Origin of the sequence: Streptomyces sp. NRRL S-646, assembly GCF_000720765.1 — a bacterium.
In the GTDB taxonomy this organism is placed as follows: Bacteria; Actinomycetota; Actinomycetes; order Streptomycetales; family Streptomycetaceae; genus Streptomyces.
Window position 1 is genome coordinate 223,000 of the sequence record NZ_JODC01000004.1, and the last position, 23,452, is coordinate 246,451.

At 72.5% G+C, this 23,452-nt stretch carries 14 protein-coding genes and 1 pseudogene; 12 read left to right on the forward strand and 3 right to left on the reverse strand.

Going from position 1 to position 23,452, the window contains the following annotated elements:
* A complete protein-coding gene (locus IH68_RS0109270; protein ID WP_324607666.1) occupies positions 1 to 549 on the reverse strand; it encodes a GNAT family protein in 549 nt (182 codons plus the stop codon).
* A gap of 175 nt (positions 550 to 724) precedes the next feature.
* Here IH68_RS0109270 and IH68_RS0109275 point away from each other — a divergent pair, with 175 nt between their 5' ends.
* Positions 725 to 1,525, forward strand: a complete 801-nt coding sequence (locus IH68_RS0109275) for a transglutaminase domain-containing protein (protein WP_030931278.1) — start codon at positions 725 to 727, stop codon at positions 1,523 to 1,525.
* A gap of 8 nt (positions 1,526 to 1,533) precedes the next feature.
* On the opposite strand, the gene IH68_RS0109280 is transcribed toward IH68_RS0109275, so the two are convergent.
* A complete protein-coding gene (locus tag IH68_RS0109280) occupies positions 1,534 to 2,355 on the reverse strand; it encodes a TIGR01777 family oxidoreductase (RefSeq protein ID WP_234341289.1) in 822 nt (273 codons plus the stop codon).
* Positions 2,356 to 2,514: 159 nt separating this feature from the next.
* Positions 2,515 to 3,720, reverse strand: coding sequence for a cysteine desulfurase-like protein (locus IH68_RS0109290; protein WP_030931284.1), 1,206 nt, complete (start codon positions 3,718 to 3,720; stop codon positions 2,515 to 2,517).
* 85 nt (positions 3,721 to 3,805) lie between these two features.
* Here IH68_RS0109290 and dmpG point away from each other — a divergent pair, with 85 nt between their 5' ends.
* The 11 genes and pseudogenes from dmpG to IH68_RS0109345 all read left to right on the forward strand — a co-directional run bounded on the left by dmpG (position 3,806) and on the right by IH68_RS0109345 (position 23,432).
* Positions 3,806 to 4,807, forward strand: coding sequence for a 4-hydroxy-2-oxovalerate aldolase (dmpG, locus tag IH68_RS0109295; RefSeq protein WP_030931287.1), 1,002 nt, complete (start codon positions 3,806 to 3,808; stop codon positions 4,805 to 4,807).
* Positions 4,808 to 4,921: 114 nt separating this feature from the next.
* Positions 4,922 to 6,361 (forward strand): hypothetical protein, encoded by a 1,440-nt coding sequence (locus tag IH68_RS0109300; RefSeq protein WP_030931290.1) that lies wholly within the window; start codon positions 4,922 to 4,924, stop codon positions 6,359 to 6,361.
* Between the two features lie 56 nt (positions 6,362 to 6,417).
* Positions 6,418 to 7,650: an AAA family ATPase gene (locus IH68_RS0109305; RefSeq protein ID WP_030931293.1), complete on the forward strand. Its 1,233-nt coding sequence runs from the start codon at positions 6,418 to 6,420 to the stop codon at positions 7,648 to 7,650.
* The gene (locus tag IH68_RS0109310; protein WP_030931296.1) at positions 7,647 to 8,882 is read left to right on the forward strand and encodes a DUF2201 family putative metallopeptidase; all 1,236 of its coding nucleotides are present in this window, start codon (positions 7,647 to 7,649) and stop codon (positions 8,880 to 8,882) included. The genes IH68_RS0109305 and IH68_RS0109310 overlap by 4 nt, the downstream gene beginning before the upstream one ends.
* An 80-nt stretch (positions 8,883 to 8,962) precedes the next feature.
* Positions 8,963 to 9,709 (forward strand): annotated as a pseudogene (locus IH68_RS57915) (glycosyltransferase); the annotation flags it as partial.
* A 51-nt stretch (positions 9,710 to 9,760) separates the two neighbouring features.
* Positions 9,761 to 10,600, forward strand: a complete 840-nt coding sequence (locus tag IH68_RS0109320; protein WP_030931619.1) for a PaaX family transcriptional regulator C-terminal domain-containing protein — start codon at positions 9,761 to 9,763, stop codon at positions 10,598 to 10,600.
* Positions 10,601 to 10,756: 156 nt separating this feature from the next.
* On the forward strand, positions 10,757 to 12,358 hold the full coding sequence (locus tag IH68_RS0109325; RefSeq protein ID WP_051833308.1) for an MFS transporter: 1,602 nt from the start codon (positions 10,757 to 10,759) through the stop codon (positions 12,356 to 12,358).
* 337 nt (positions 12,359 to 12,695) lie between these two features.
* The gene (locus IH68_RS0109330) at positions 12,696 to 13,397 is read left to right on the forward strand and encodes a DUF4232 domain-containing protein (protein WP_030931302.1); all 702 of its coding nucleotides are present in this window, start codon (positions 12,696 to 12,698) and stop codon (positions 13,395 to 13,397) included.
* A gap of 153 nt (positions 13,398 to 13,550) precedes the next feature.
* Positions 13,551 to 13,721, forward strand: coding sequence for a hypothetical protein (locus IH68_RS56320; RefSeq protein ID WP_159403658.1), 171 nt, complete (start codon positions 13,551 to 13,553; stop codon positions 13,719 to 13,721).
* A gap of 154 nt (positions 13,722 to 13,875) precedes the next feature.
* Entirely contained in the window at positions 13,876 to 21,924 is an 8,049-nt protein-coding gene (locus IH68_RS0109340) for a type I polyketide synthase (protein ID WP_030931305.1), read from the forward strand.
* On the forward strand, positions 21,921 to 23,432 hold the full coding sequence (locus IH68_RS0109345; protein ID WP_030931308.1) for a tryptophan 7-halogenase: 1,512 nt from the start codon (positions 21,921 to 21,923) through the stop codon (positions 23,430 to 23,432). Before IH68_RS0109340 ends, IH68_RS0109345 begins: the two co-directional genes overlap by 4 nt.
* Positions 23,433 to 23,452: the final 20 nt, after the last annotated feature.

Genomic DNA, 23,452 nt, shown 5'->3' on the forward strand with positions numbered 1-23,452 from the left:
TCACAGGTCCCATGTCCTCGGGCGCCACAGCGTCTCCCACTCGGGGCGCAGCAGCGACAGCACCGCAACGTCGTGGCGGCGCCCCCGGTGCAGACACGCCGAGCGGCGCACACCCTCCCGTACGAACCCGGACTTGGCGAGGACCTTGAGGGCAGCGGCGTTCTCGGTGTGGGTGACTGCCTGGAGGCGGTGCAGGGGCAGTTCACCGAAGGCCAGGTCGACCATGGTGTCGAGGGCGTCCGCTCCGTGCCCTTCCCCGCGGTGTTCGGGAGCCAGCAGCATGACGACCTCCGCCGTACCGTCGGCCAGGTCCTGGTCGACGAGGGCGGTGCAACCGATCGGCGTCCCGTCGGGAAGCAGCACGAGGAAGTCGTCGCGTTCCGAGTCGTCGAGGTCGCGCTCCACACGCTCGCGGAGCCAGGACCGGGACCGGGGCCAGACGCCGATCTCGTGCGCGGCCACCGGGTCGGACCGCCACCGCTGCAGCATCTCGACGTCGTCGACCTCCAGAGGGGCGAGGGCGATCTTCCTCCCGCGCCGGCAAGCCACCCTTTCACTCCCCGCCGTCATTGCTTCCCGCCCGTTGTCGTCCACGAGCGGAGAGGCTAGAGGCCGGTGAGGGGTATCACCACGCATTTTCTGCAACCGCAGGAGAGTTGAACATGTTCAATTAATTGGCGATGATGTGTGTGGCCATCGGGGCGCCGGAGAGAGGACCACCGCCATGACGAGCTCGCTTCTCACGCCACGAGGCCGTTCTCGCGCCCACACGACGGCCGGAGGAACGGCGGTGGGGAGCACGGCCCCGACGCGGATCCTCGACTGGCGGCACCCGCAGGTCACTTCCCTGCTTCGGCAGATCGACACGGCAGCGGACGCGGGGGCGGCCATGACGCCCGACCTCAGGACAGCGGACCTGCGCCGGGCCCACCGGGTCATCGCCGCAGCCGTGCGGCCGGTGTACTCGGCGCAGGACGAGCGGCCCGTGTCCGAGGTGCTGCGCCGCGGCCGGGGTTCGTGCAGCCAGCGGCTGGCCGTGCTGGAGGCGGTGGCGCGGGCATCCGGGGTGGCCACGCGGGTGCGCGGCCTGCTGGTCGACGGGGCTTTCTGGTATCCGCGCTTTCCCCGGCTGCGCCGGATCGTCCCGGACCAGGTTCTCCTCGCCTGGCCGGAATTCCGCCTCGACGTACCGTTGCCGACCGCCCACGCCGCCGGCGCCTGGCTGACCGTCTCGGAACTGTTCGGCAGCCTTGACGAGTTGAGCGACGGCCGGGGTGGCGGCTTCACCAACGCCGGTGCGGAGACGCTGTTCGAGGCGCTGTCCAGGACGGCGATCGACTGGGACGGGGTGACGCTCTGCCCGACCGACGGTGCCGCGTGCGACCTCTCGGCGTACGTCCTGGCGGACCTGGGCCACTTCGACTCGCGCGACGAACTCTTCGCCCGGCACGGCCAGACCCTCTGCCGGGCGGCGAGAGTGCTGACCGAGCCCGTCCTGGGTCGGCGACGCGCGGCGGGCGCCTGAGAGCACCGTCAGCGGACCGCCGAGCCCAGGGCGGCCTCGAAGGTCGGGTGCTCGAAGGTGAAGCCCGAGTCGAGGAGGCGTCCAGGCACCACCCGTTGGCTCATCAGGATGCCGTCGGCGAACTCCCCGAGCACCAGCCGCAGGGCGAAGCCGGGCACGGGCAGCACCGTGGGGCGGTGCAGGGCCCTGCCGATTGCGGCGGTGATGTCCCGGTTGGTGGCGGAGTGCGGGGTGGTCATGTCGACCGGTCCGCCGACCGAGTCGGTGTCGATGAGGTGGCGCAGGGCGCGGACCGTGTCGGGCAGGGAGATGTAGCTCCAGTACTGGCGGCCGCTGCCCAGCCGCCCGCCGAGCCCCGCCCGGGCCAGGGGGAGCAGGCGGCCCATCGCCCCGCCCGCGCCCGACACGACGATCCCGAAGCGGGTGGTGACAACCCGCGTTCCGGACGTCCGGGCGCGGTGGGCAACGGCTTCCCACTCCTGGCACACCCCGGCCAGGAAGTCCTGGCCGGGCCCGCCGGACTCGTCCACCACGGCCTGCCCGGTCTCGCCGTAGTAGCCGACGGCGGACCCCGACACGAACACCGGCGGCGGCTTCTCGCAGCCACCGATCGCCTCGGCGAGGGCGCCGGTGCCGCGCACCCGGCTCTCGCGGATCTCCTTCTTGTACGCGGCTGTCCACCGGCGGTCACCTACCCCGGCCCCGGCCGGCCCGACCACCGCGTCCGCGCCGTCGAGCACCGCCGGATCGACCGCTCCTGCGTCCGCCCGCGGGTCCCACCCCGCCTCGACGCTTCCGTCGGCCCGGGTCTGCGGCTCGCGCCGGACCAACCGGGCCGGACACAACGACGGAGCCAGGACTCCCCCGCAGTCCTGGCCCCGCCCCGGTCAGCGCGTCTGTCTCGCGGTGGTCACCAGATCGGCGACGACGGTTCCCAGCCGGGGCGCGTCCAGCGGCTCGAACGGCACTTTCAGGCGTCCGGCCGCTGCTCAGAGGCTGAGGAACTCGGACAGTCCGGTCAGCAGCCGGTCGACGTCCTCCGTGCTGTTGTAGGGCGCGAGGCCCATGCGGAGGCCGCCGGTGTCGCCGAGACCGAGCCGGCGGGAGGCCTCGATGGCGTAGAAGGATCCCGACGGGGCGTGGACGCCGCGCTCGGCGAGGAAGCGGTAGGCCTCCGTGGTGGAGCGGCCCTCGAACGTCAACAGCAGGGTGGGCGTGCGGTCGGCCGCCCTGGAGTGAACGGTGATGCCTTCGAGCGAGGACAGTCCCTTGTCGATCTGTGCGCGCAGGGCGTGTTCGTGTGCTTCAAGGGCCGCGAAGGCGGCGGTCAGGCGCTGTCGGCGGGTTCCCGTGGCGCTCGGGTCGAGGCGGGTGAGGAAGTCGACCGCGGCGGTGGTGCCCGCGAGGAACTCATAGGGCAGCGTGCCCAGTTCGAAGCGTTCGGGGACCGCGTCGGTGGAGGGCAGGAGCTTGTCCGGCCGCAGGGTCTCCAGCAACTCCGGCCGGGCGGCGAGGACTCCGTGGTGCGGGCCCAGGAACTTGTACGGGGAGCAGACGAAGAAGTCCGCGCCGAGCGCCTCCAGGTCGACCAGCGCGTGGGCGGCGTAGTGGACGCCGTCGACGTAGCTCAGCGCCCCCGCCTCGTGCGCCAGGTCGGAGATCGCGGCGACCGCGGGACGTGTGCCGATCAGGTTGGAGGCGGCGGTGACGGCGACCAGCCGGGTGCGTTCGGTGAGGACGGCGCGGATGTCGTCGAGGGTCAACTCCCCGGTGGCGGGGTCGAAGTCGGCCCAGCGTACGGTGACGCCGGCCTGGGCGGCGGCCTGGACCCAGGGGCGGATGTTGGCGTCGTGGTCGAGGCGGGTGACGACCAGCTCGTCACCGGGCCGCCAGGTCTTGGCGAGGGTGCGGGAGAACTCGTAGGTGAGCTGGGTGGCGCTGCGCCCGAAGACGATCCCCGCAGGGTCTGCGCCGAGCAGGTCGGCCATGGCCCGGCGTGCCCCGGCGACGATGGTGTCGGCGTTGCGTTCCCCCTCGGCCACCTGGCCCCGGTTCGACAGAGGGTTGGACAGTGCGTCGGCGATGGCCCGGATGACGGGCTGCGGGGTCTGGGTGCCGCCCGGGCCGTCGAAGTGCGCCGTTCCGGCGGTCAGGGCCGGGAACTGGGAGCGGATGGCGGTGATGTCGTACGTCACGAGAGAGCTCCTGTGAGTGCCGGGCCGGGGCAAAGATCCTCCGCGATCGCAGGCGGGCGTGGCAACAACCCCGTGTCAGCCGCCTGTGCGCAGGACGCGGGACAGACCCAGTGCCGCCGTCCGCCACCGCTACACCGTCGAACAGGCCCGCACCATCGCGGCCGCCCTGGACACGGCAGGCGTGGCCGCCGTCGAGATCGCCCACGGCGACGGCCTGGTCGGCTCCAGCATCAACTACGGCGTCGGCGCCCACACCGACTGGGAGTGGATCGAAGCCGTCACCGGCGCGGTACGGCAGGCGGTCCCCACCACCCTGCTGCTGCCGGGCATCGGCACGGTCCACGACCTCAAGCAGGCGCATGCACTCGGCATCCGCTCGGTCCGCGTCGCCACCCACTGCACCGAGGCCGACATCTCGGCGCAGCACATCGCCGCCGCCCGCGAGTTGGGCATGGACGTCGCCGGGTTCCTGATGATGTCCCACATGGCGGGGCCGGCGGAACTCGCCCGCCAGGCCAAGCTGATGGAGTCGTACGGCGCACACTGCGTCTATGTCACCGACTCCGGCGGCCGCCTGACCATGGACGGCGTGCGCGACCGCTTCCGCGCCTACCGCGAAGTCCTGTCCCCGGACACGGAGTTGGGCATCCACGCCCACCACAACCTCGCCCTCGGCGTGGCCAACTCCGTCGTCGCCGTCGAGAGCGGCGCGGTCCGCGTCGACGCCTCCCTCGCCGGGCAGGGCGCGGGAGCCGGCAACTGCCCGCTGGAGGCGTTCGTCGCGGTCGCCGACCTCATGGGCTGGGAGCACGCCTGCGAGCTGTTCCCGCTGATGGACGCCGCCGACGATCTCGTACGACCACTGCAGGACCGCGAGGTGCGTGTGGACCGCGAAACCCTCAGCCTCGGCCATGCGGGCGTGTACTCCAGCTTCCTGCGCCACGCCGAGACCGCGGCCGCCCGCCACGGCCTGGACACCCGCAGCATCCTCGTCGAGGTCGGCCGGCGGGGCATGGTCGGTGGCCAGGAGGACATGATCACCGACATCGCGCTGGATCTGCTCGCCCGCGCGGAGACATCGTCCTGAATTCCCTGATCGGAAAACTCCTGGCCGTGCGCGACGGGGAACGCTACGATCCCTCGCGATGACGACTCATTCTGTTGACAGATTGGGGGTCCCGTCCACGCCAGGTGAGTGCTGATGCTCACTCTGACTGCAAACGGAGACTCCCGCCATTCCCTCTGGCGACGTTCCTTCTGGCAGCGCGTGCGCGAGTTCGCCGTGCCGCCCTCCATGATCGAGACTGCGACCTCCCGCCGCCTCGTCGGCGACTGGGCCGGGGCTTGTGCCGCCGCAGGCTTCGATGTCGATCTCAACCTGCGTTCCGTGGCGCGCAGCCACGGCCGGGAGCTTGCGGCCCTAGTCCGGGCCGATCTGCGCCGCTTGGCTCCCGACCTGGTGCGCTGGCACATGCCGAGGATCGCTCCCGACGGGTTGCTGCGCCCAGGACTGACCATCGCTCTGGCCCGGTACGACGCTGCCGGGCGGGACGGCCCAGGTCCGGTGCACCTGGTGGTGCGGACTCCGCCGGCCTGGGCGGACGCCGGGCAGCGGATCAGCCTCGCGCTGTGGGACGGATACCGTCCCGAGGCCGCCGCCCGGCGTCATCCGCATCCCCGTCCCAGCCGGCGCTTCCGTCTCGACCTGCATCGGCATCTGTGGGATGCGAGCAGAGCCTTTGAGCTACTGACACGGTCCGGGGCGGATCGGCCGAGCGACGACAACATCCCTGAAGTGGACCGGGAGTTGCTTGGCCCGGTGCCGGACGGTCGGCGCTGTGCCGTCGAGCGGTGGGCGGCCGAGGCGGGGATTCTGCTCGGCGCCGAAGGGCGGCGCGGGGTCGGCGCTTGCGTTCTCGTACGGCTCGGGGGCAGGCGCCGGCTGGTCCTGGACCTGACCGCGGGCAGCGATGACGTCGGGCCGCCCTCGGTGCGACTCGCCGAGGCGGCAGGGTACGGCGACTGCTCCGCGCTGCCGGCCCTGCCCGATGCGGCGACCTGGGTCCCGCCCGACCTGGAGCTCCTGCGCACCGGTTCGATCACGCCCGAGCACCTGCACCCGCTGGTCGCTTCCGCCCTCGTACCGGACTACTCGCCGGCCGGCCCGCCCCCTGCTCCGGAACCGGCAGGGCAGCCGCGTCTCGTGGAGTGCCGTGGAGCTCGGCACCGGATCGGTCTGGTGGATGGCGTACTGGCCCCGCTGGACCATGACCCGGCCGAGATCCGACGGGAGGAGCTGCTGGTCGCGCTGACCGGGACTCCGTTGCCCTGTCTGCAGGCCATCGACGAGGCGCACCGTCGTCCGGACTGTCTGACGGGTGTCCGCGAACGACTGGACCACGGCGACATCGCCGGTGCACTTGCCGTAGTGGAAGGCCTGCTCGGCCCTGAGGCGGTGCTGCGCGACGGACCGCTGCGCGACGAGCTGGAGGCGGCCGCGGAGCGGCGGATCACCTACGGCCTGTTCAGGGAGGGGCTGACCGGACTCGACCGCGGGCCTGCGCGCTACCGCCACCGTCCCGGAGACCTCATCCGCACCCCCAACCGGCGCTCGCGTCCACGCCACGCGAACTTGCGCTGACCTCACCCTCGTACACCCGTCTCACTCGGCTCACCCCGACTCAAAGGTGATCAAACATGCCTGCACACACTCCGTTCCCCGCTTCCCAACTCGACGTCGCCGACGAGCTGTTGACCCTGCTGCGCGACGCCACCACCGAACCCCGTCCCGACATGCAGCTCGAGGCCCTGACGCTGGCCGTCGCCGCCGATCTGCCCGTGCTGCTGTGGGGTGAGCCGGGGATCGGCAAGACCGCGGCCCTGACCCAGCTCGCCGAGGCCCTGGACCTTCCGCTGACCACGGTGATCGCCAGCGTGCACGAACCGTCCGACTTCTCCGGGCTGCCCGTCGTCGGAGACGATCCCGCCGAGCAGGGGGTCCCGATGGCCCCGCCGGACTGGGCGGTGCGCCTGGTGCGGGCCGGGCGGGGGCTGCTGTTCCTCGACGAGCTGTCCACCGCGCCGCCCGCGGTGCAGGCCGCGCTGCTGCGCCTGGTGCTGGAGCGACGCATCGGCGCCCTCCAACTGCCGCCCGGGGTGCGGATCGTGGCCGCCGCCAATCCGCGGTCCTCCGCGGCCGACGGCTGGGAGCTGAGCCCGCCGCTGGCCAACCGTTTCGTGCACCTTCAGTGGATCCACGACCACGAGGTCGTCGTCCGGGGCCTCGGCGGGACCTGGCCGCGGGCCACGCTGCCGCAACTCTCCCCGGAAAAGCTGACGGAGGCGGTGGACTTCGCCCGCCGTGCGGTGTGCGGGCTGCTGACCGCGCGGCCCAAACTCGTGCACCAGCTGCCCGGCAACGAAATGCGGCGGGGCGGCGCGTGGCCGTCTCCCCGGAGCTGGGAGATGACGCTGTGCCTGATCGCCTTCGCGACCGCGGCCGGCTCCTCCCGGGACGTGCTCTCCTTGCTGGTGCGGGGCACGGTGGGCGACGGACCGGGCCTTGAACTGCTGGCCAGTCTGGACCGGCTGGATCTGCCCGATCCCGAGGTGCTCCTGGCCGACCCCACGAACGCCGAGCTGCCCGAGCGGGGTGATCTGCGCCAGGCCGTGCTCGACGGTGTGGTGGCGGCGGTCCGCGGCCGCCCCGAGAAGTCCCGCTGGGACGCGGCCTGGTCGCTCCTGGTCCGCGCGTTGGAGACGGGGGCGCCGGACCTGGTGGTGGTGCCCGCGACCACGCTCGCCACGCTGCGCCGCGAGGACTGGGACGTACCGGCGGCGATCGAGAAGCTCGCCGGAGCGGTGTCCGTGTCCCGGCGGGCGGACCAGGCGGCGGCCCGCGCCGCCCTCACCGCGAAGGCCGGCCGATGAGCCCCGACGAACCCGGGGCCCTGGACCTCGACAAGCTCTTCGCGGCCCGGCTGCAGGCCGCCCGGGCCCGCCCCTACCTGGCGACCGCGCTGTTCGCCCTGCACACCGTCGAGTCGCGGCAGGTGCCGACGATGGCGGTCGACCGGCACTGGCGGTGCTATGTCTCACCGGGGTTCGTGGACCGTATGCCGGTGGAGGACCTGGCGGGTGTGTGGGTGCACGAGGTGTCGCACCTGCTGCGCGACCATCACGGGCGCAGTGACCGGGTCGCCCGGGAGCGCGGGCTGACCGGCCCCGGAGAACGGCTGCGGATGAACATCGCCGCGGACTGCGAGATCAACGACGACATCTACGGCGACGGGCTGGTCCCGCCCCGGGGTGCGGTGCGGCCGACGGCCCTGGGGCTGGACGAGGGGCAGCTGATGGAGGACTACCTGCGTCAGTTCACGCTCGGCGCGCGGACGCAGAGCATGGCCTGGCTGGACTGCGGCAGCGGCGCCGACGGGCTGGCGCGGGAGTGGGAGCTCGGGCCGGACGGCGCGCACGGCCTGAGCGCACAGGAACAGGACGCGGTGCGGTTCCGGGTGGCGCAGGGGCTCAAGGGCCGTCCGGGGAGCGCCCCGGAGGGGTGGCGGCGATGGGCCGAGAAGGCGTTCCATCCACCGCAGCCGTGGCGGGAGTTGCTGGGCGCGGCGGTCCGTTCCGCGGCCTCCGGGTCGGGCGCGGGCGAGGACTACAGCTACGGCCGGCCCGCGCGGCGCTCGGCGTCACTGCCCGGCGTCGTGCTGCCGAGCCTGCGGCGCAGACCGCCCCGGGTCTCGGTGATCATCGACACGTCCGGGTCGGTCAGTGACACCGAACTGGGCAGCGCGCTCCTGGAGGTCGCCGCGATCTCCCGTGCCGTGGGCGGCCGCCGCGACCTGGTGACCGTGGTGCCGTGCGACGCGGCGGCCCGGATCGCGCACCCGCTGTGCCGGGCCGAGGGCATCCCGCTGATGGGCGGCGGCGGCACGGATCTGCGCACGGGCTTCGCCAAGGCGCTGCGCACGCACCCGGGCCCCGATGTCGTGGTGGTGCTGACCGACGGTCAGACGCCCTGGCCGGACTCGCGACCGGCGTGCCGGACGGTGGTGGGTCTGTTCCCCCGGCAGGGCGCAAGCTGGGACGAGGAGGATCCCGACCATGTGCCCGATGCGCCGCCCGCCTGGGCCCGGGTGGTCGACATCGGGTAGGCGACCGCGGCCCGGCGGGCACTACGAAGTGGTAACAGACAGCAACCGTATGGTGGTTGGACGGGTCCAGCCCACCATGGGCCGAGCGGCACGAGGTGGAGATCGTCTCCGTGCTGCGGCACCGGGAGCACCCGAACTTCGCCCTGGATCCGAAGGTGACGCTGCGCCCGCTGGTGGACCTCAGACACGAGAGGGAGCATGCGTCACATCTGAGACCGGCGAGGGTGTTCCCGCGCGCCGAGTACCGGTACGGGCAGTACAGCGAGCTGACCGACCGGCGGATCGGCGAGTGCCTTGCCACGACCGACGCCGACGTGGTGATCGGCACCCGGCCGGGGCTCAATGTGCACCTCGCGCTCGAGGCTCCCCGGCATGTCGCGCGGATCGGTCAGGAGCACCTCACTCTGGACGACCATTCACCGCGGCTGCGCAGCGCGCTGCGTCGGGCCTACCGCCGGCTCGACGTCGTCACCACGGTCACAGAGGCGGACGCGGGCGCCTACCGGCGCAAGATGCGGCTGCCGGGCGTACGGGTGCAGGAGCTGCCGAACAGCGTGCCGGACCCCGCGCTGCCGGCCGCGGACGGCACCGCGAAGGTGGTCGTCGCGGCCGGCCGACTGGCCCCTGTGAAGCGCTACGACCTGCTGATCGAGGCCTTCGCCGTGGTCGCCGCCGCACACCCGGACTGGCTCTTGCGCATCTACGGCAAGGGCGAGGAGCACGACCGGCTGCGCCGGCTCATCGCGGAACTCGGCCTGTGCAACAACGTGTTCCTGATGGGTGCGGCGGCCCCGATGGAGGCAGAGTGGGGCAAGGGCTCGATCGGTGGACAACGACCTGTCCGTCGAGGTGAGAAGGACCGGATCTACTCTTGCCCGGTGACCAGCTTCGATCCGCCGGACCAGGCGGGCAGCGCACCCCGGCCGCAGTCGCTGATGCTGAGCTTCTTCGGCATTCACGCCCTGGGCCGGGACGTGGCCCTGTCGGCGAGCAGTCTGATCGACGTGTTCGGGCAGGCCGGGATCACCGAGGACGCCGTACGGTCGACGCTGACCCGCATGGTCAAGCGCGGCCTGCTGGAACGGCACCGGCGCGGCCGTAAGACGTACTTCGGCCCGACGCCCCGCGCCACCCGCGTCCTGCAGGACGGCCACGACCGGGTCTGGCACACCGGCGCGGTCAACCGCACCTGGGACGGCACCTGGACCCTGGTCGGGTTCTCCCTCCCGGAGGCGTGGCGCCGCGAGCGGCACGATCTGCGTTCCCGGCTGCTGTGGAGCGGTTTCGGCCCGCTGCAGAACGGCCTGTGGGTGGCGCCCGGCACGGTGGACGTGCCCGGGATCGTCGCCGGGCTGGACCTCGACCCGTATCTGCGTGTCTTCCAGGGAGCCACGGCCGTCGCCCCGACCGACGCCCGGACGATCCTGCACACGGCGTTCGACGTGGAGTCCGTCGCCAAGGGATACGAGGCCTTCCTGGCCCGCTGGAGCACGGACGCCGACGAGCCGGCGAACGCACTCGTACGGCAGCTGCTGCTGCACACCGACTGGCTGGACCAGGTCCGCCAGGATCCCCATCTGCCCGCCGAGCACCTCCCCGAGGACTGGCCGGCGGCCCGCGCCGAGGAGCGGTTCCACGAGCTGGCGCGCCGCTGCGAGGAGCCGGCGCGTCAGGAGGCCGCGAGCGCACTGGACGTGATCGCGGTGGCCGTCCCGTAGTACCGCCCGGACATCCGGTGGCACCCCCCGGGCACAGCCATGCTCACCGTTACTGGGCAATCTATTGACCGCCGTCGAAAAACTGCCCTACATTCATCGCGTTCTTGGCGTCCCCGCTTCGTTCAAAGCCGCCCAGCCGCTCAAAGGGGAGCACCTGTGTCCACCGAAACGCGCACCCAAGCCGGCGCCACCGCCGCCTCACAACCATCCGGCGGTCTGCCCGTCGGCACCCTGATCGCCGGCTGCTTCGCGGTCTGTCTGGCACAGATCGCCCTGGCCATGCCGGCCACGCTGAACGGGCTCTTCCAGGAGGACCTGCACCCCGTCGGTTCGCAGCTGACCTGGATCTCGGATGCGTTCCTGCTGCCCGTCTCCGTACTGGAGCTGACCTTCGGCGTCCTCGGTGACCTCTTCGGCCGCAAGCGGCTGCTGGTCGGCGGCGGTGCGCTGCTGGTGGTCGGCGAGGCACTGGCCGCCGCCAGCACCGGCATCCACATGCTCTGGGTGGGCCAGGCCATCGCCGGGCTGGGCGCGGCGGCGCTGTTCCCGACGTCGCTCGCGATGATCGCCGCGGGCACCCACTCGGCCAAGGACCGTGCCCGCACCATCACGATCTGGGCGGCGGCCCTGTCCAGCGGCGGTTTCGTCGCCCCCGTCCTGGGCGGCATCACCGGCAACTACGGCTCCTGGCGGTGGGCGTTCATCGTCGTCACCGGCCTGGCCCTGATCAGCACCGTGCTCAGCCAACTGCTGGCACACAACTCCAGCGCCCCGGAGGGCCGTTCACTCGACCTGGCCGGACAGATCACCATCGGCATCGGCATGTTCGCCCTGCTCTACGCGGTGATCCAGGGCCCGGCGGACGGCTGGACGGCGACGCCGGTGGTGATCGCGTACATGGTCGCCGCGGTGTTCATCGGCCTGTTCATCGTGGCCGAACACCGAGCCGCCTCCCCGCTGTTGCGGCTCGATCTGTTCAAGAACCGGGCCTTCGCGGTGGCGTCCTTCGTCGCGGTGGTCGGCATGTTCAGCTACCTCGGCACCGCCTACGCGACCAGCATCCGGCTCGGCCCGATCCAGCACCAGAGCCCGCTGCGCGGCTCGTTCGCGTTCATCCTCCTCAACGCCTGGACGCTGCTGCTGATGCCGCTCATCTCCCGGCTGCTGGAGAAGGTCAGCCCGCGCTGGGTGCTCGGCGCCGGCCTCGGACTGATGGCCACCGGGGACTTCATCGCCGCCACCCTCTCGGTCCACGACCGCGCCCTGACCTCTCTCATCCTCCCCATCGGCCTGGTCGGCATCGGCTTCGCGCTGACGGTCTCCTCGATCACGGCGACGGCCGTCAACACGGTGGAGGTCCACTACGCGGGTATGGCCAGCGCATCGACGAGCCTGTTGCGCGACTTCGGCTTCACACTCGGTCCGGCGGTCATCGGTGCGATCGCGCTGAGCCATGCGGCGAACGAGTTCACCTCGAAGCTGGCCACCTCCCACCTGTCCGCCGAGGTCAAGGCGGCCGCAGGACAGGTGGCCGCGGAGGGCGGCCCGCTCGCCTCCAACTCCGTGCCGCCGTCCTCCCCGCCGGGAGGCGCCGTTCCCCTCGCCCTGGAAGCCCTCGGCAACGGGTACGCCATCGGCTACGTGATCTGCGGCCTCTCGGCCCTGGCCTGCTGCCTCCTCAGCGTGATCGCGCTGCGCGGGAAGGGCGACAAGGACGCAACGGTGGGCATCGCGGAGGAGGAGCCCGCGGCGGCCTGACCGGTCGCGTAGTTCCCCGCGTCCCAACAGGGCGCGGGGCTGTATCCATATGCGGCTCCGCCGCGCGGGCGCGACCAGCCCCGACGGACCCGCAGACGATCGACGGCCAATCACGCCCCGCGGCGGAGCCGCAGATGAATGCGGCCGAACCGCAGCGGACTTCGCCCGGGAGCGGCAATTCGGCACAACCCGCGGAGCGCACGTCACCGCACTGTCACAGAAGATCCACACGTGTCACAGCTGACCCACAGGAGAAACCCCCGGCGAGGCAGTCATGTCTCCATGGTCGGGTGCCGGCGAAGGACCGACCCCGCACCATCCGAACTCGGGGGACTCCATGCAGTACGTGAACGGCATCCGCAAGGCCGCGCTGGCGATCGCCGCACTCTCGGCCGCCCTGTCGGTGACCGCGTGTCAGGCCGACGGCTCCAAGGCGGGGGCCGAAACGTCGTCGAAGGCGCCGAGCAGCGCGCCATCCGCTCCCACCACACCGGGCACGACGACCCCGGCACCCTCCCAGGCCCCCACCTCCCAGGCCCCCACCGCGAAGGCCCCGACCGCGACGGCATCCCCCATATCCGGCTCCGGTTCCACAGGTACGGCCGTGAAGGCGTGCGCGGCGACCGCCCTGAAGGTGACGGCACACCAGGCCACCGACCGCCCGGAGGGCACCGGGATCGGAGCGGCGGTGATCGAGTTCACCAACGTCTCCGCCAAGCCGTGCACCCTGCAGGGCCACCCCACGGTGGCCGGCGCGGGCAACGGTTCCCCGGACCACAACGCCCCGCTGAAGGTGACGCCCTCCGGCTCCGCCGCGCCGGTCAAGCTGGCCCCGGGCGCCAAGGCCTCGCTGAAGCTGACCTTCGTCCAGGTCCAGGGCGAGGGAGACGGCTACTGCAAGTCCGGCGCCAAGCCGGTCGGCTACCCGACGCTGGTGGTCGGCCTGCCGGCCTCCGGGGCACACCAGGTCGCCCTGGACGACGGCGTCTTCGCGGAGTGCGACAACACGGTGACCGCCACCGCGGTAGCGGCCGCGTAGTCCTGAGCGCACAGGACATTTTCACCATGGACACCGAAGGCGTTCGCCTTCTCCTCAATTCGGTCTGCCTGTCCTGATTTATTGGCTGGTCGGTCACGGGTTCCGTGATCGACCAGCCCGGACGACCAGCTCACCACGGAGAAGGACCAGACTGTGATACCCAACCCGACCGGAAACGATCACCTGCCGGTGTACGAAAGCCTGCTGCGTGAGCGCGGTGACGTCGTGGCGGAAGCCCGTGTGGCCGCGGAGCAGATGCAGGACCAGGCACCGCAGGCGTCGAGCAGCCACGACTGGGATCCGTCGGACTTCGGCCCGCAGTGAGCAAGGAGCCCCGCCGGTGAGGAAGGGGCTCCTCCTTTGCGCCACCCCGCCGGAATGTTCGATCACCGGGCCCTCGTCCCCGTAGGCTCAACGTCATTGACCTGCAAGGGGATTGACGGCCGCCGTGCCGAGCACGGGCCGGAGGGGCAGGAACATGACGCACGACGGGCTGATCCGGCCGCTGCCGGAGCTGCTGAAGGCGCACGCGTGGGAGGCGCCCTCACGTGTGGCGTTCGCCGACGACGTGCGCGCCGTGACCTACGAGGAGTTGGAGCGGCGCACAGGTCGACTTGCCGCGTACCTCGCCCGGACCGGTCTGCGGCGGGGCGAGCGGGTCGCGATCTGCCTGGGCAACTGTGTCGAGACGGTGGAGAGTGTGCTGGCCGTCGTCAGGGCAGGAGCGGTCGGCGTACCGCTCAATCCCCGGTCCTCCGACGCCGAACTCGCCCATTTCCTCGAGGACAGCGGCGCCTCGGTCCTCGTCACCGACCCCGCGCACCTGGCCCGGCTGCACCGCCTGCGTCCCGGACAGGACCGTACGCGCATCCTGCTGACCGGCCCGGGCCCACTCCCCGAGGACGCCCCGGACGGCACGGCCCTCTTCGACGCCATAGCCGCCGATCCCTCCCCCGCCGGGCCGCCCCGGGACGATCTCGGCCTCGACGAGCCCGCCTGGATGCTCTACACCTCCGGCACCACCCACCGGCCCAAGGGCGTGCTGTCCACGCAGCGCGCCGCCCTGTGGTCGGCGGCCGCCTGTTACGCCCCGCTGTTCGGGCTCTCCTCCGCGGACCGCCTGCTGTGGCCGCTGCCGCTGTTCCACAGCTTCGGGCACTCTCTTGCCGTCCTGGGTGTCACCGCGGTCGGCGCGAGCGCCAGGATCACCGCCGAACTCCTCCCGCCCGACGGCCTGTTGCAGGAGCTGCGGACACCGCGCGAAGACCTGGGCGGCCCCTACACCGTCCTGGCCGGGGTGCCCGCCACCTACCACCAGCTGCTGGCGTCCGCCCAGGAGGAGCCGTCCCCGACTCCGCCGGGACTGCGGACCTGCATCGTGGCGGGCGCCCCGAGCGCACCCGCCCTGCGCCGGGCGGTGGAGGACCTGCTGGGGGCGCAGCTGCTCGATGCATACGGCAGCACCGAGACCTGCGGCATGATCGCGGTGAACCGTCCGGACGGGCCGCGGGTCGACGGTTCCTGCGGCCCGCCGGTGCCGGGCATGGAGGTGCGCGTCGTCGATCCCGGCTCCGGCAACGATGTCGCGGACGGCGACGAGGGCGAGATCTGGGTGCGCGGCCCGAGCCTGATGACCGGCTACCACAACCGGCCGAAGGAGACCGAGGCCGCGCTGCGGGACGGCTGGTACCGCACCGGAGACCTCGGCCGACGCGTCGCACACGGCCATCTCACCCTCACCGGCCGGGTCAGCGAGCTGATCATCCGCGGTGGGGAGAATATCCACCCCACGGAGATCGAACAGGCCCTGCTGCGCTGCCCCGGCGTGCGGGACGCGGTAGTGGTGGGCGCCCCGCACGACGTCCTCGGCGAGGTCCCGGTGGCCTATGTCGTCCCGGGACCGGAAGGGTTCGACCCACGGCAGGTCCTGGACGCGTGCCGTACTCGGCTGGCCGCGTACAAACTGCCCGTCGAGATCCGCGAGATCGCGGCCGTACCGCGCACGGCGTCCGGCAAGATCGCCCGGCACGCCGTCGTGACGGGAGCGGTCCGGCCGGCCCCGTCCTCCCCCACGGCCGCCGCGGGAGCCCTGCGGCAGCGGCTGCTGTCCCTGCCGCCGGAGGGGAGGGAGCGGGCGCTGCGCGAGGCGGTGCTCGCGGAGACGGCCGCGGTCTGCGACAGCGGACCGTACGAACGGCTTGACGCGGACGGCCCGTTCACCGATCTCGGCCTGACCTCCGTGGGCGCCGTCACGCTCGTCGACCGGCTCGGCGAGGCGACCGGGCTGCGGCTGCCCTCGACGCTGGTCTTCGACCAGCCCACACCGGCCGCGCTGGCCCGGCACCTGCACCACACCCTCTTCACGCCCGCCACCGCGTCCGTCCCGCCCTCCGCCGCAGACGCGGGCACCGACGATCCGGTGGTGATCGTCGCCATGGGCTGCCGCCTGCCCGGCGATGTCGACTCCCCCGAGGACCTGTGGCGGCTGGTGTCGGAGGGCAGGGACGCCACCTCGGACTTCCCCACCGACCGGGGCTGGGACCTGGCTGCCCTCTACGATCCCGACCCGGACCGGATCGGCACCTCGTACACGCGCCGGGGCGGATTCCTGCACCGGGCGGCGGAGTTCGACGCGGGTCTCTTCGGGATCTCGCCGCGCGAGGCACTGGCGATGGATCCGCAGCAGCGGCTGCTGCTGGAGACCTCGTGGGAGGTCTGGGAGCGGGCGGGCATCGACCCCGCCGCGATCCGCGAGAGCGACACGGGCGTGTTCGTGGGCGTGATGCACGGCGACTACTCCGCCCGCTTCACCACCCACGAACTGGAGGCCCATCTGGGCCTGGGCTCGTCCGGCAGCGTGGCCTCGGGCCGCATCTCGTACGTCTACGGCCTGCGCGGGCCCTCGATCACCGTCGACACCGCCTGCTCCTCCTCGCTGGTGGCGCTGCACTGGGCGGCGAAGGCGCTGCGCTCCGGGGAGTGTTCCCTCGCGCTGGCGGGCGGGGTCACGGTGATGGCGACGCCCAAGCCGTTCACGGCGTTCAGCCGGCAGCGCGGTCTCGCGCCCGACGGCCGCTGCAAGTCGTTCTCGGCCACGGCGGACGGCACCGCCTGGGCCGAGGGTGCGGGCCTGGTGCTGCTGGAGCGGCTGTCCGACGCCCGCCGCCACGGCCACCCGGTGCTGGCCGTGCTGCGCGGCTCCGCGGTCAACTCCGACGGCGCGTCCAACGGGCTGACGGCGCCCAACGGCCAGGCCCAACAGCGGCTGATCACACGGGCGTTGGCCGACGCGGGACTGCGCCCGCAGGACGTGGACGCGGTGGAGGCGCACGGCACGGGCACCACGCTCGGCGACCCCCTGGAGGCGCGTGCCCTGCTGGCCACCTACGGCCAGGGGCGGCCCGAGGACCGGCCGCCGCTGTGGCTCGGCTCGGTCAAGTCGAACCTCGGTCACACCCAGGCGGCCGCCGGAGTCGCCGGAGTCATCAAGATGGTGCAGGCCCTGCACCACGAGGAACTCCCCCGGACCCTGCACACGCAGACCCCCACACCACACGTCGACTGGTCCGCCGGCCGGGTGCAGCTGCTGACCGAGGCCCGCCCGTGGCCCGCGACGGACGCCGGGCCGCGCCGGGCCGGTGTGTCGGCCTTCGGTATCGGAGGCACCAACGCGCACGTGATCCTTGAGGAGCCCTGGGCAACGACAGCGCCCCAAAGGGGCGCGGCGACCAGCCACGATGACGCCGCAGACGAAGGACGGCACATCACCGCACCTCCCGCGGACCTCTCAGCGGCAGCCCCCTGGCTGCTCTCCGGCGCCGACGAGACGGCCCTGCGGGCCCAGGCCCGCCGACTCGCTGACCGCCTGAAGGCCCGCCCCGGCCTCTCCGCAGCCGACATCAGCCTCTCCCTGGCCGTGTCGAGGTCGGCGCTCGCCCACCGGGCGATGGTGCCGGCCGACGACCGAGCGCGCATGCTGTCGGCCCTGGAGGCACTCGCCGAGGGCGGCGACGGCATCGGCTCGATGCGGGCCGTCGCCGACCCGGGCCTGCGCACGGCCTTCCTGTTCACCGGGCAGGGCGCCCAACGCGTTCGGATGGGCGCGGAGTTGCGTGCCGCGTTTCCCGTCTTCGCCACCGCTTTCGACGACGTCTGCCGGGAGCTCGACGCCCGTCTCGAACTGCCACTGGGCCAGGTGCTGTCCGCGGAGCGGGTTTCGCCCGAGGCCGCGCTGCTCGACCGTACGGACTTCACGCAGGCCGGTCTGTTCGCCTTCGAGGTGGCGCTGTTCCGGCTCCTGGAGTCCTGGGGGGTGCGGGCCGACTTCCTGACCGGCCACTCCGTGGGAGAACTGGCGGCGGCCCATGTCGCCGGAGTGCTGGATCTGCCCGACGCGGCGCAACTGGTCGCGGCCCGCGGCCGGTTGATGCAGGCCCTGCCCGCCGACGGGGCGATGATGGCCCTGCACGCGACCGAAGAGGAAGTCCTCTCGGCGCTCGGGAACGCGGGCGACCGGGTGGCGATCGCCTCCCTCAACGGGCCGCGCTCGGTGGTGATCTCCGGCGTACGGGAGACGGTGCTCGCCGTCGCGGCCGGGTTCGAGGCGCGCGGCCGCAGGACCGTACGCCTGCGGGTCGCCCACGCCTTCCACTCACCGCTGGTGGAGCCGATGCTCGACGACTTCCGCCAAGTTGCCGAGGCGCTGGCCTTCCGGCCGCCACGGATACCCGTGGTCTCGGCGGTGACAGGCGGCCCGGCCGAGGCCGCGGAGCTGTGTTCCCCGGAGTACTGGGTACGGCACGCCCGCCGGCCGGTGCGGTTCGCCGACGCCCTGCACTGGCTCGGGGACAACGGCGTCTCCGCGTTCCTGGAGATCGGCCCCGGCCCCGCCCTCACGGCGGCGGCCGAGGAATGCCTGACCGGCCCGGACGGCGACGGACCGTTGTGCATCACCGCCACCCGCGGCGGCGAACACGAGCCGCAGACCCTCCTGACCGCCGTGGCCCGTCTCCATGTACGCGGGGCGCGGGTCGACTGGCCCGCGGTGTTCGCGGAAAGCCGGGCCCGGCGGGTGGACCTGCCGACGTACGCCTTCCAGCGCCGCCGCTACTGGCTGGACGCGCCGCAGACCCCGGCCCCTGTGGCGGCCGCCCACGAACACCCGCTGTTGGGCCCGGCGTTCACCGTGCCGGACACCGACCGCACGGTGTTCTCCGGACTGCTCTCGCCCACCATGCACCCGTGGCTCACCGATCATGTGGTCGCCGGTGCGGTCCTCGTGCCCGCGACGGCGTTCGTGGAACTGGCCGTACAGGCGGGCCACGAGGTCGGCTGCGGCAGCCTCGACGAACTCGTCGTCGTGGCCCCGCTCATCCTCGCCCCGGACACCGGGGTCCGCGTCCAACTCGTCGTAGGCAAGCCGGACGAGTCCGGCCGACGGCCGTTCGACGTCTACGCCCGCCCCGACGTGGATGCAGAGCCCGCCTGGACCCGGCACGCCACCGGCCTGCTCGGCCCGGACCCCGCAAAGACTCCGTCGCCGGACCCGGAACTCACGGCATGGCCCCCGGACGGTGCCGTCGAGGTCGATCTCACGGACGCCTACGACGGTCTCGCTGAGAGCGGCCTCGCGTACGGGCCGGCCTTCCGGGGCGTACGGTCGGCGTGGCGGCGCGGGGACGTCCTGTTCGCGGAAGTGCGGCTGCCCGAAGGGGTGTTGACGGACGCCGACCGCTTCGGCATCCATCCGGCACTGCTGGACGCGGCACTGCACGCGCCGCTGCTGACGGGCTCCGCGGACGGGGAGGAGGCTCTGCGGGTGCCGTTCGCGTGGACCGGCGTGCGGCTGTACGCGGTGGGGGCGTCGGAGGTACGCGTACGGGTCGCCCCGACCGGAGCGGATGCCCTCTCGGTGACGCTCGCCGACCGGGCGGGTCGCCCGGTGGTGCGCGTGGATTCCCTCGTCACACGGGAACTCCCCGTCCCGACGGCCGAACTCGACGTGGTGGGGCAGGCCTTGTGGCGCCCCGCCTGGTCCCCCGTGGAATCGTCCGACGGCGGACGGGACTTCACAGCACTCTGGGCGGTTCTGGGTCCGGACGAGTTGGACCTGCGCGCGCTGCTCCCGGATGTCGTGGACACCGCCGTACCCGAACCGGACACCGTCGTCGTCACGGCCGTCGGCCCGGCGGCGGCTCCCGACCCGATGCCCGCCGTACACGCGCTGACGGCCAAGGTGCTGCGCACGCTGCAGGACTGGCAGGACGATCCGCGCACGGCGGGCTCGCGTCTGGTGGTGCTGACGCGGAACGCAACCGCGCCGGACCCGGACCTGGCCGGTGCCGCGGTGTGGGGGCTGGTGCGCACGGCCCAGTCCGAGGTACCCGGGCGTGTCACGCTCGTGGACGTGGACGGACGACCCGAGTCGCTACGGCTCCTGCCCGCGGCCGTGGCCACAGGTCACCCTCAACTGTCCATCCGATCCGGGCAGTTGCACGTTCCACGCCTGGTCCGTGCCACCGGCCACGCATCCGCGGACACCCCCCTCTGGACCGGCACCGTACTGATCACCGGCGGTACCGGCGCTCTGGGTGCGGAGCTCGCCCGCCATCTCGTCACCTCGTACGGCGTACGACACCTGCTGCTCACCGGGCGCCTGGGGCCGCAGGCACCGGGCGCCGGGGCACTGCGCGCCGCGCTGGAGGAGCTGGGCGCCGAGGTGCGGATCGCGGCCTGCGACGCGGCCGACCGTGCCGCGCTCGCCGAGGTGATCGACAGCTGTGCGCCCGCTCTGACCGCCGTGGTGCATGCTGCCGGGGTGCTTGACGACGGGGTCCTGACCGCGCTGACCCCGGAGCGGATGGCGGCGGTGCTGCGGCCGAAAGCGGATGCGGCCTGGCATCTGCACGAGCTGACGCGCGACCTGGACCTGTCGGCGTTCGTCCTGTTCTCCTCGGTCTCCGGTCTGTTGGGCCGCGCGGGCCAGGGCAACTACGCGGCGGCGAACTCCTTCCTGGACGCCCTGACCTGCCATCGCACCCGCCTCGGACTGCCGGCCGTGTCCCTGGCTTGGGGGCCGTGGGAGGCCTCAGGGGGTATGGCAGGAGCACAGCAGCGGAACGGTGACGTATTCCGCCCGCTGTCCACGGCGCAGGGGCTGACCCTGTTCGACGCGGCGCTCCGCGACGGCGGGTCCGTGCTGGCGCCTGTTCTGCTGGACCGGGCGGGCCTCCGTTCCGCCCAAGGACCGCTGCCGCCACTCCTGCGCGGGCTGGTGCGCCCTCGTACGCCCGCTCTCGGGAAGGCCCGGTCGGGTCCTGAGCAGCCATGGGAGCCGGGAGCATGGCGCCGGATGCTGGCCGAGCTTCCCGCCGATCAACGGGAAGGCAGGCTTGCGGAGTTGATGAGCGCCGACGTGGCGGCGGTGCTCGGATATCCGGACGCCGAGGCGCTCCCGGCCGGCAGGTCCTTCGCCGAGCTGGGCTTCGACTCGCTGATGGCCGTGCAGGTCCGCAACCGGCTGAGCATGGCGCTGCGGCTGCGGCTTTCGGCCGCCGTGGTGTTCGAGCATCCGACGGCTCAGGGGCTGGCCCGTCACATCCTCGGTCTGCTGGAGGACGACCTGCCGTCGGCGGCGCCCGATACCAAGGGGACAGCGGGCCCGCGGCCCGCGCAGACCCTGTCCTCGCTCTACCGGCGGGTCTGCGAGGCCGGTCAGGTGGTCGCCGCGATGCAGATGCTGGTCACGGCGTCCTGGGCGGTTCCCACGTTCGACGCGGGCGAGAGTCGTCGGCACGCGATCCCGCCGGTGCGGCGCGCCACCGGTGCCGGGGACGGCGGGGCGGTGCTCGTGTTCTTCACCGGCACCCACCCGACGTTCGGCGTGCCGGGCGGGGAGTTCGCTCCCTTCCACGGTTGTTTTCAGGGGGAGTTGGACGTTCTGGAGTTCCCGCACCCGGGCATCGGTGCGGGCCGCGCGGTGCCGGCCGACCGGGACACCCTGGCGCTCACCCACGCCGAGTCGGTGCTGCGGCACGTGGGCGGCCGGCCCTTCGTGGTCGTCGGCGTCAGCACCGGGGGCGCGGTGGCACACGCCGTGACCCGGCGGCTCGAAGCACTGGGGGCCGCTCCTGTGGGGCAGGTGCTGCTGGACAGCTACCTCGTCAACGACGGCAACAGCGACAAGGACTGGCTGCTGTCGCTGCCCGCGGTCATCGCGCCGCGGCTGGGCGGCACCGAGTTCGCCGCGGACGAGGACGCCGGTGTTGCGGCGCTGGGGGCGTACACCCGTATGTTCCTGGGCTGGAACCCCGAACCGGTCGACACCCCGACCCTGCTCGTGAGGGCCACCCGGCCCACCGCCGAGATGGCGGCGAGCGCGGGCCCGGACGAGTGGCGGACGTCCTGGCCGCTGCCGCACACCCAGGTCGACGTCCCGGGCGACCACTTCTCGTTCATGCAGGAGCACGCCCGGACCACCGTGGCGGCCGTCCGCGCGTGGATCGACTCCCTAGGAGAGGCACCGTGACCGTTGCACAACCCACCCGTGAGCACAGGGACGTTGAGGAGTTCGACGTCATCGTCGTGGGCGGTGGTCCGGCCGGGTCCACCGCCGCCACCGCCGTCGCGCTGCGCGGCCACCGCGTCCTGCTCCTGGAACAGCAGACGTTTCCCCGCTACCAGATCGGCGAGTCGCTGCTGCCCTCCACCGTGCACGGGGTGTGCCGCATCCTGGGCGTCGAGGACGAGGTCGCGCGGGCGGGCTTCAAGCTGAAGCGCGGCGGGACGTTCCGGTGGGGCCGCAACCGGGATCCGTGGCAGTTCTCCTTCGCCCTCTCTCCCCGGCTGGCCGACCCGACCTCGTTCGCCTACCAGGTCGAGCGGTCCCGGTTCGACGCGATCCTGCTGGACAACGCCCGCCGGGTCGGCGTCGACGTGCGGGAGAACTGCCGCGTCAAGGGCGTGCTCGCCGACGAGGAGCGGGTGCGGGGAGTCAGCTGGAGCGGACCCGGCGGCGAGTTCCGCGAGGCCCGGGCCCGCCATGTCGTGGACGCCTCCGGGAACGGCAGCCGCATCCACACCGAGGTCGGCGGCAGCCGGACGTACTCCGACTTCTTCCGCAACATCGCGGTGTTCGGCTACTTCGCCGGGGGCAGACGGCTGCCCAGGCCCAACGACGGCAACATCTTCTGCGCCGCCTTCGACGAGGGCTGGATCTGGTACATCCCGCTCCGCGACGACCTCACCAGTGTGGGGGCGGTGGTGAGCCGGGAGAGCGCCGCCGCGATACAGCGGGACCCGGTGGCGGCCTGGCGCCGCCTGATCGACTCGTGCCCCGAGGTCCGCGACCTCCTCCAGGGGGTTCCACAGGCCACCGAGGTGCCCTACGACCAGGTCCGCGTACGCAAGGACTGGTCGTACTGGAAGTCCCGGCTGTGGCGGCCCGGCATGGCACTGGCCGGCGACGCGGCGTGCTTCGTCGACCCGGTGCTCTCCTCGGGCGTGCACCTCGCCACGTACGGCGCCCTGCTCGCGGCCCGCTCCATCAACAGCAGCCTGGCCGGGACGCTGGACGAGGGGCGCCTGTTCGACGAGTTCGAGGCCCGCTACCGGCACGAGTACAGCCTGTTCTACGAGTTCCTGGTCTCCTTCTACGACATGCATCAGGACGAGCGTTCGTACTTCTGGAAGGCCCGCAAGGTCACCAATGTGGGCGCGACGGAACTGGAGGCGTTCGTGGAACTGGTGGGCGGTCTCGCCTCCGGCGACGCGACTTTCGGCGGGCTCGGGGAGGCGGGCGCACGGCTGACGGCGGCCTCCTCGGAGCTCGGCGCGGCGGTGGGCCGGCTGCCGGACTCCGACGGCCTGCGCAACCCGCTCTTCGAGTCCGCCTCCATCCGTCAGGTGTTCCAGGAGGGTGCGGTCCTGCAGGAACGCGGCGTGTTCGGCGGCCCGTTGGAGGAGGAGACGCCGGTGCGGCCCGGCGGGCTGGTGGCCTCGGAGGACGGGCTCACGTGGGTGGACCCTGGTCACTGAGCACAGGGCGAGTCACTTCC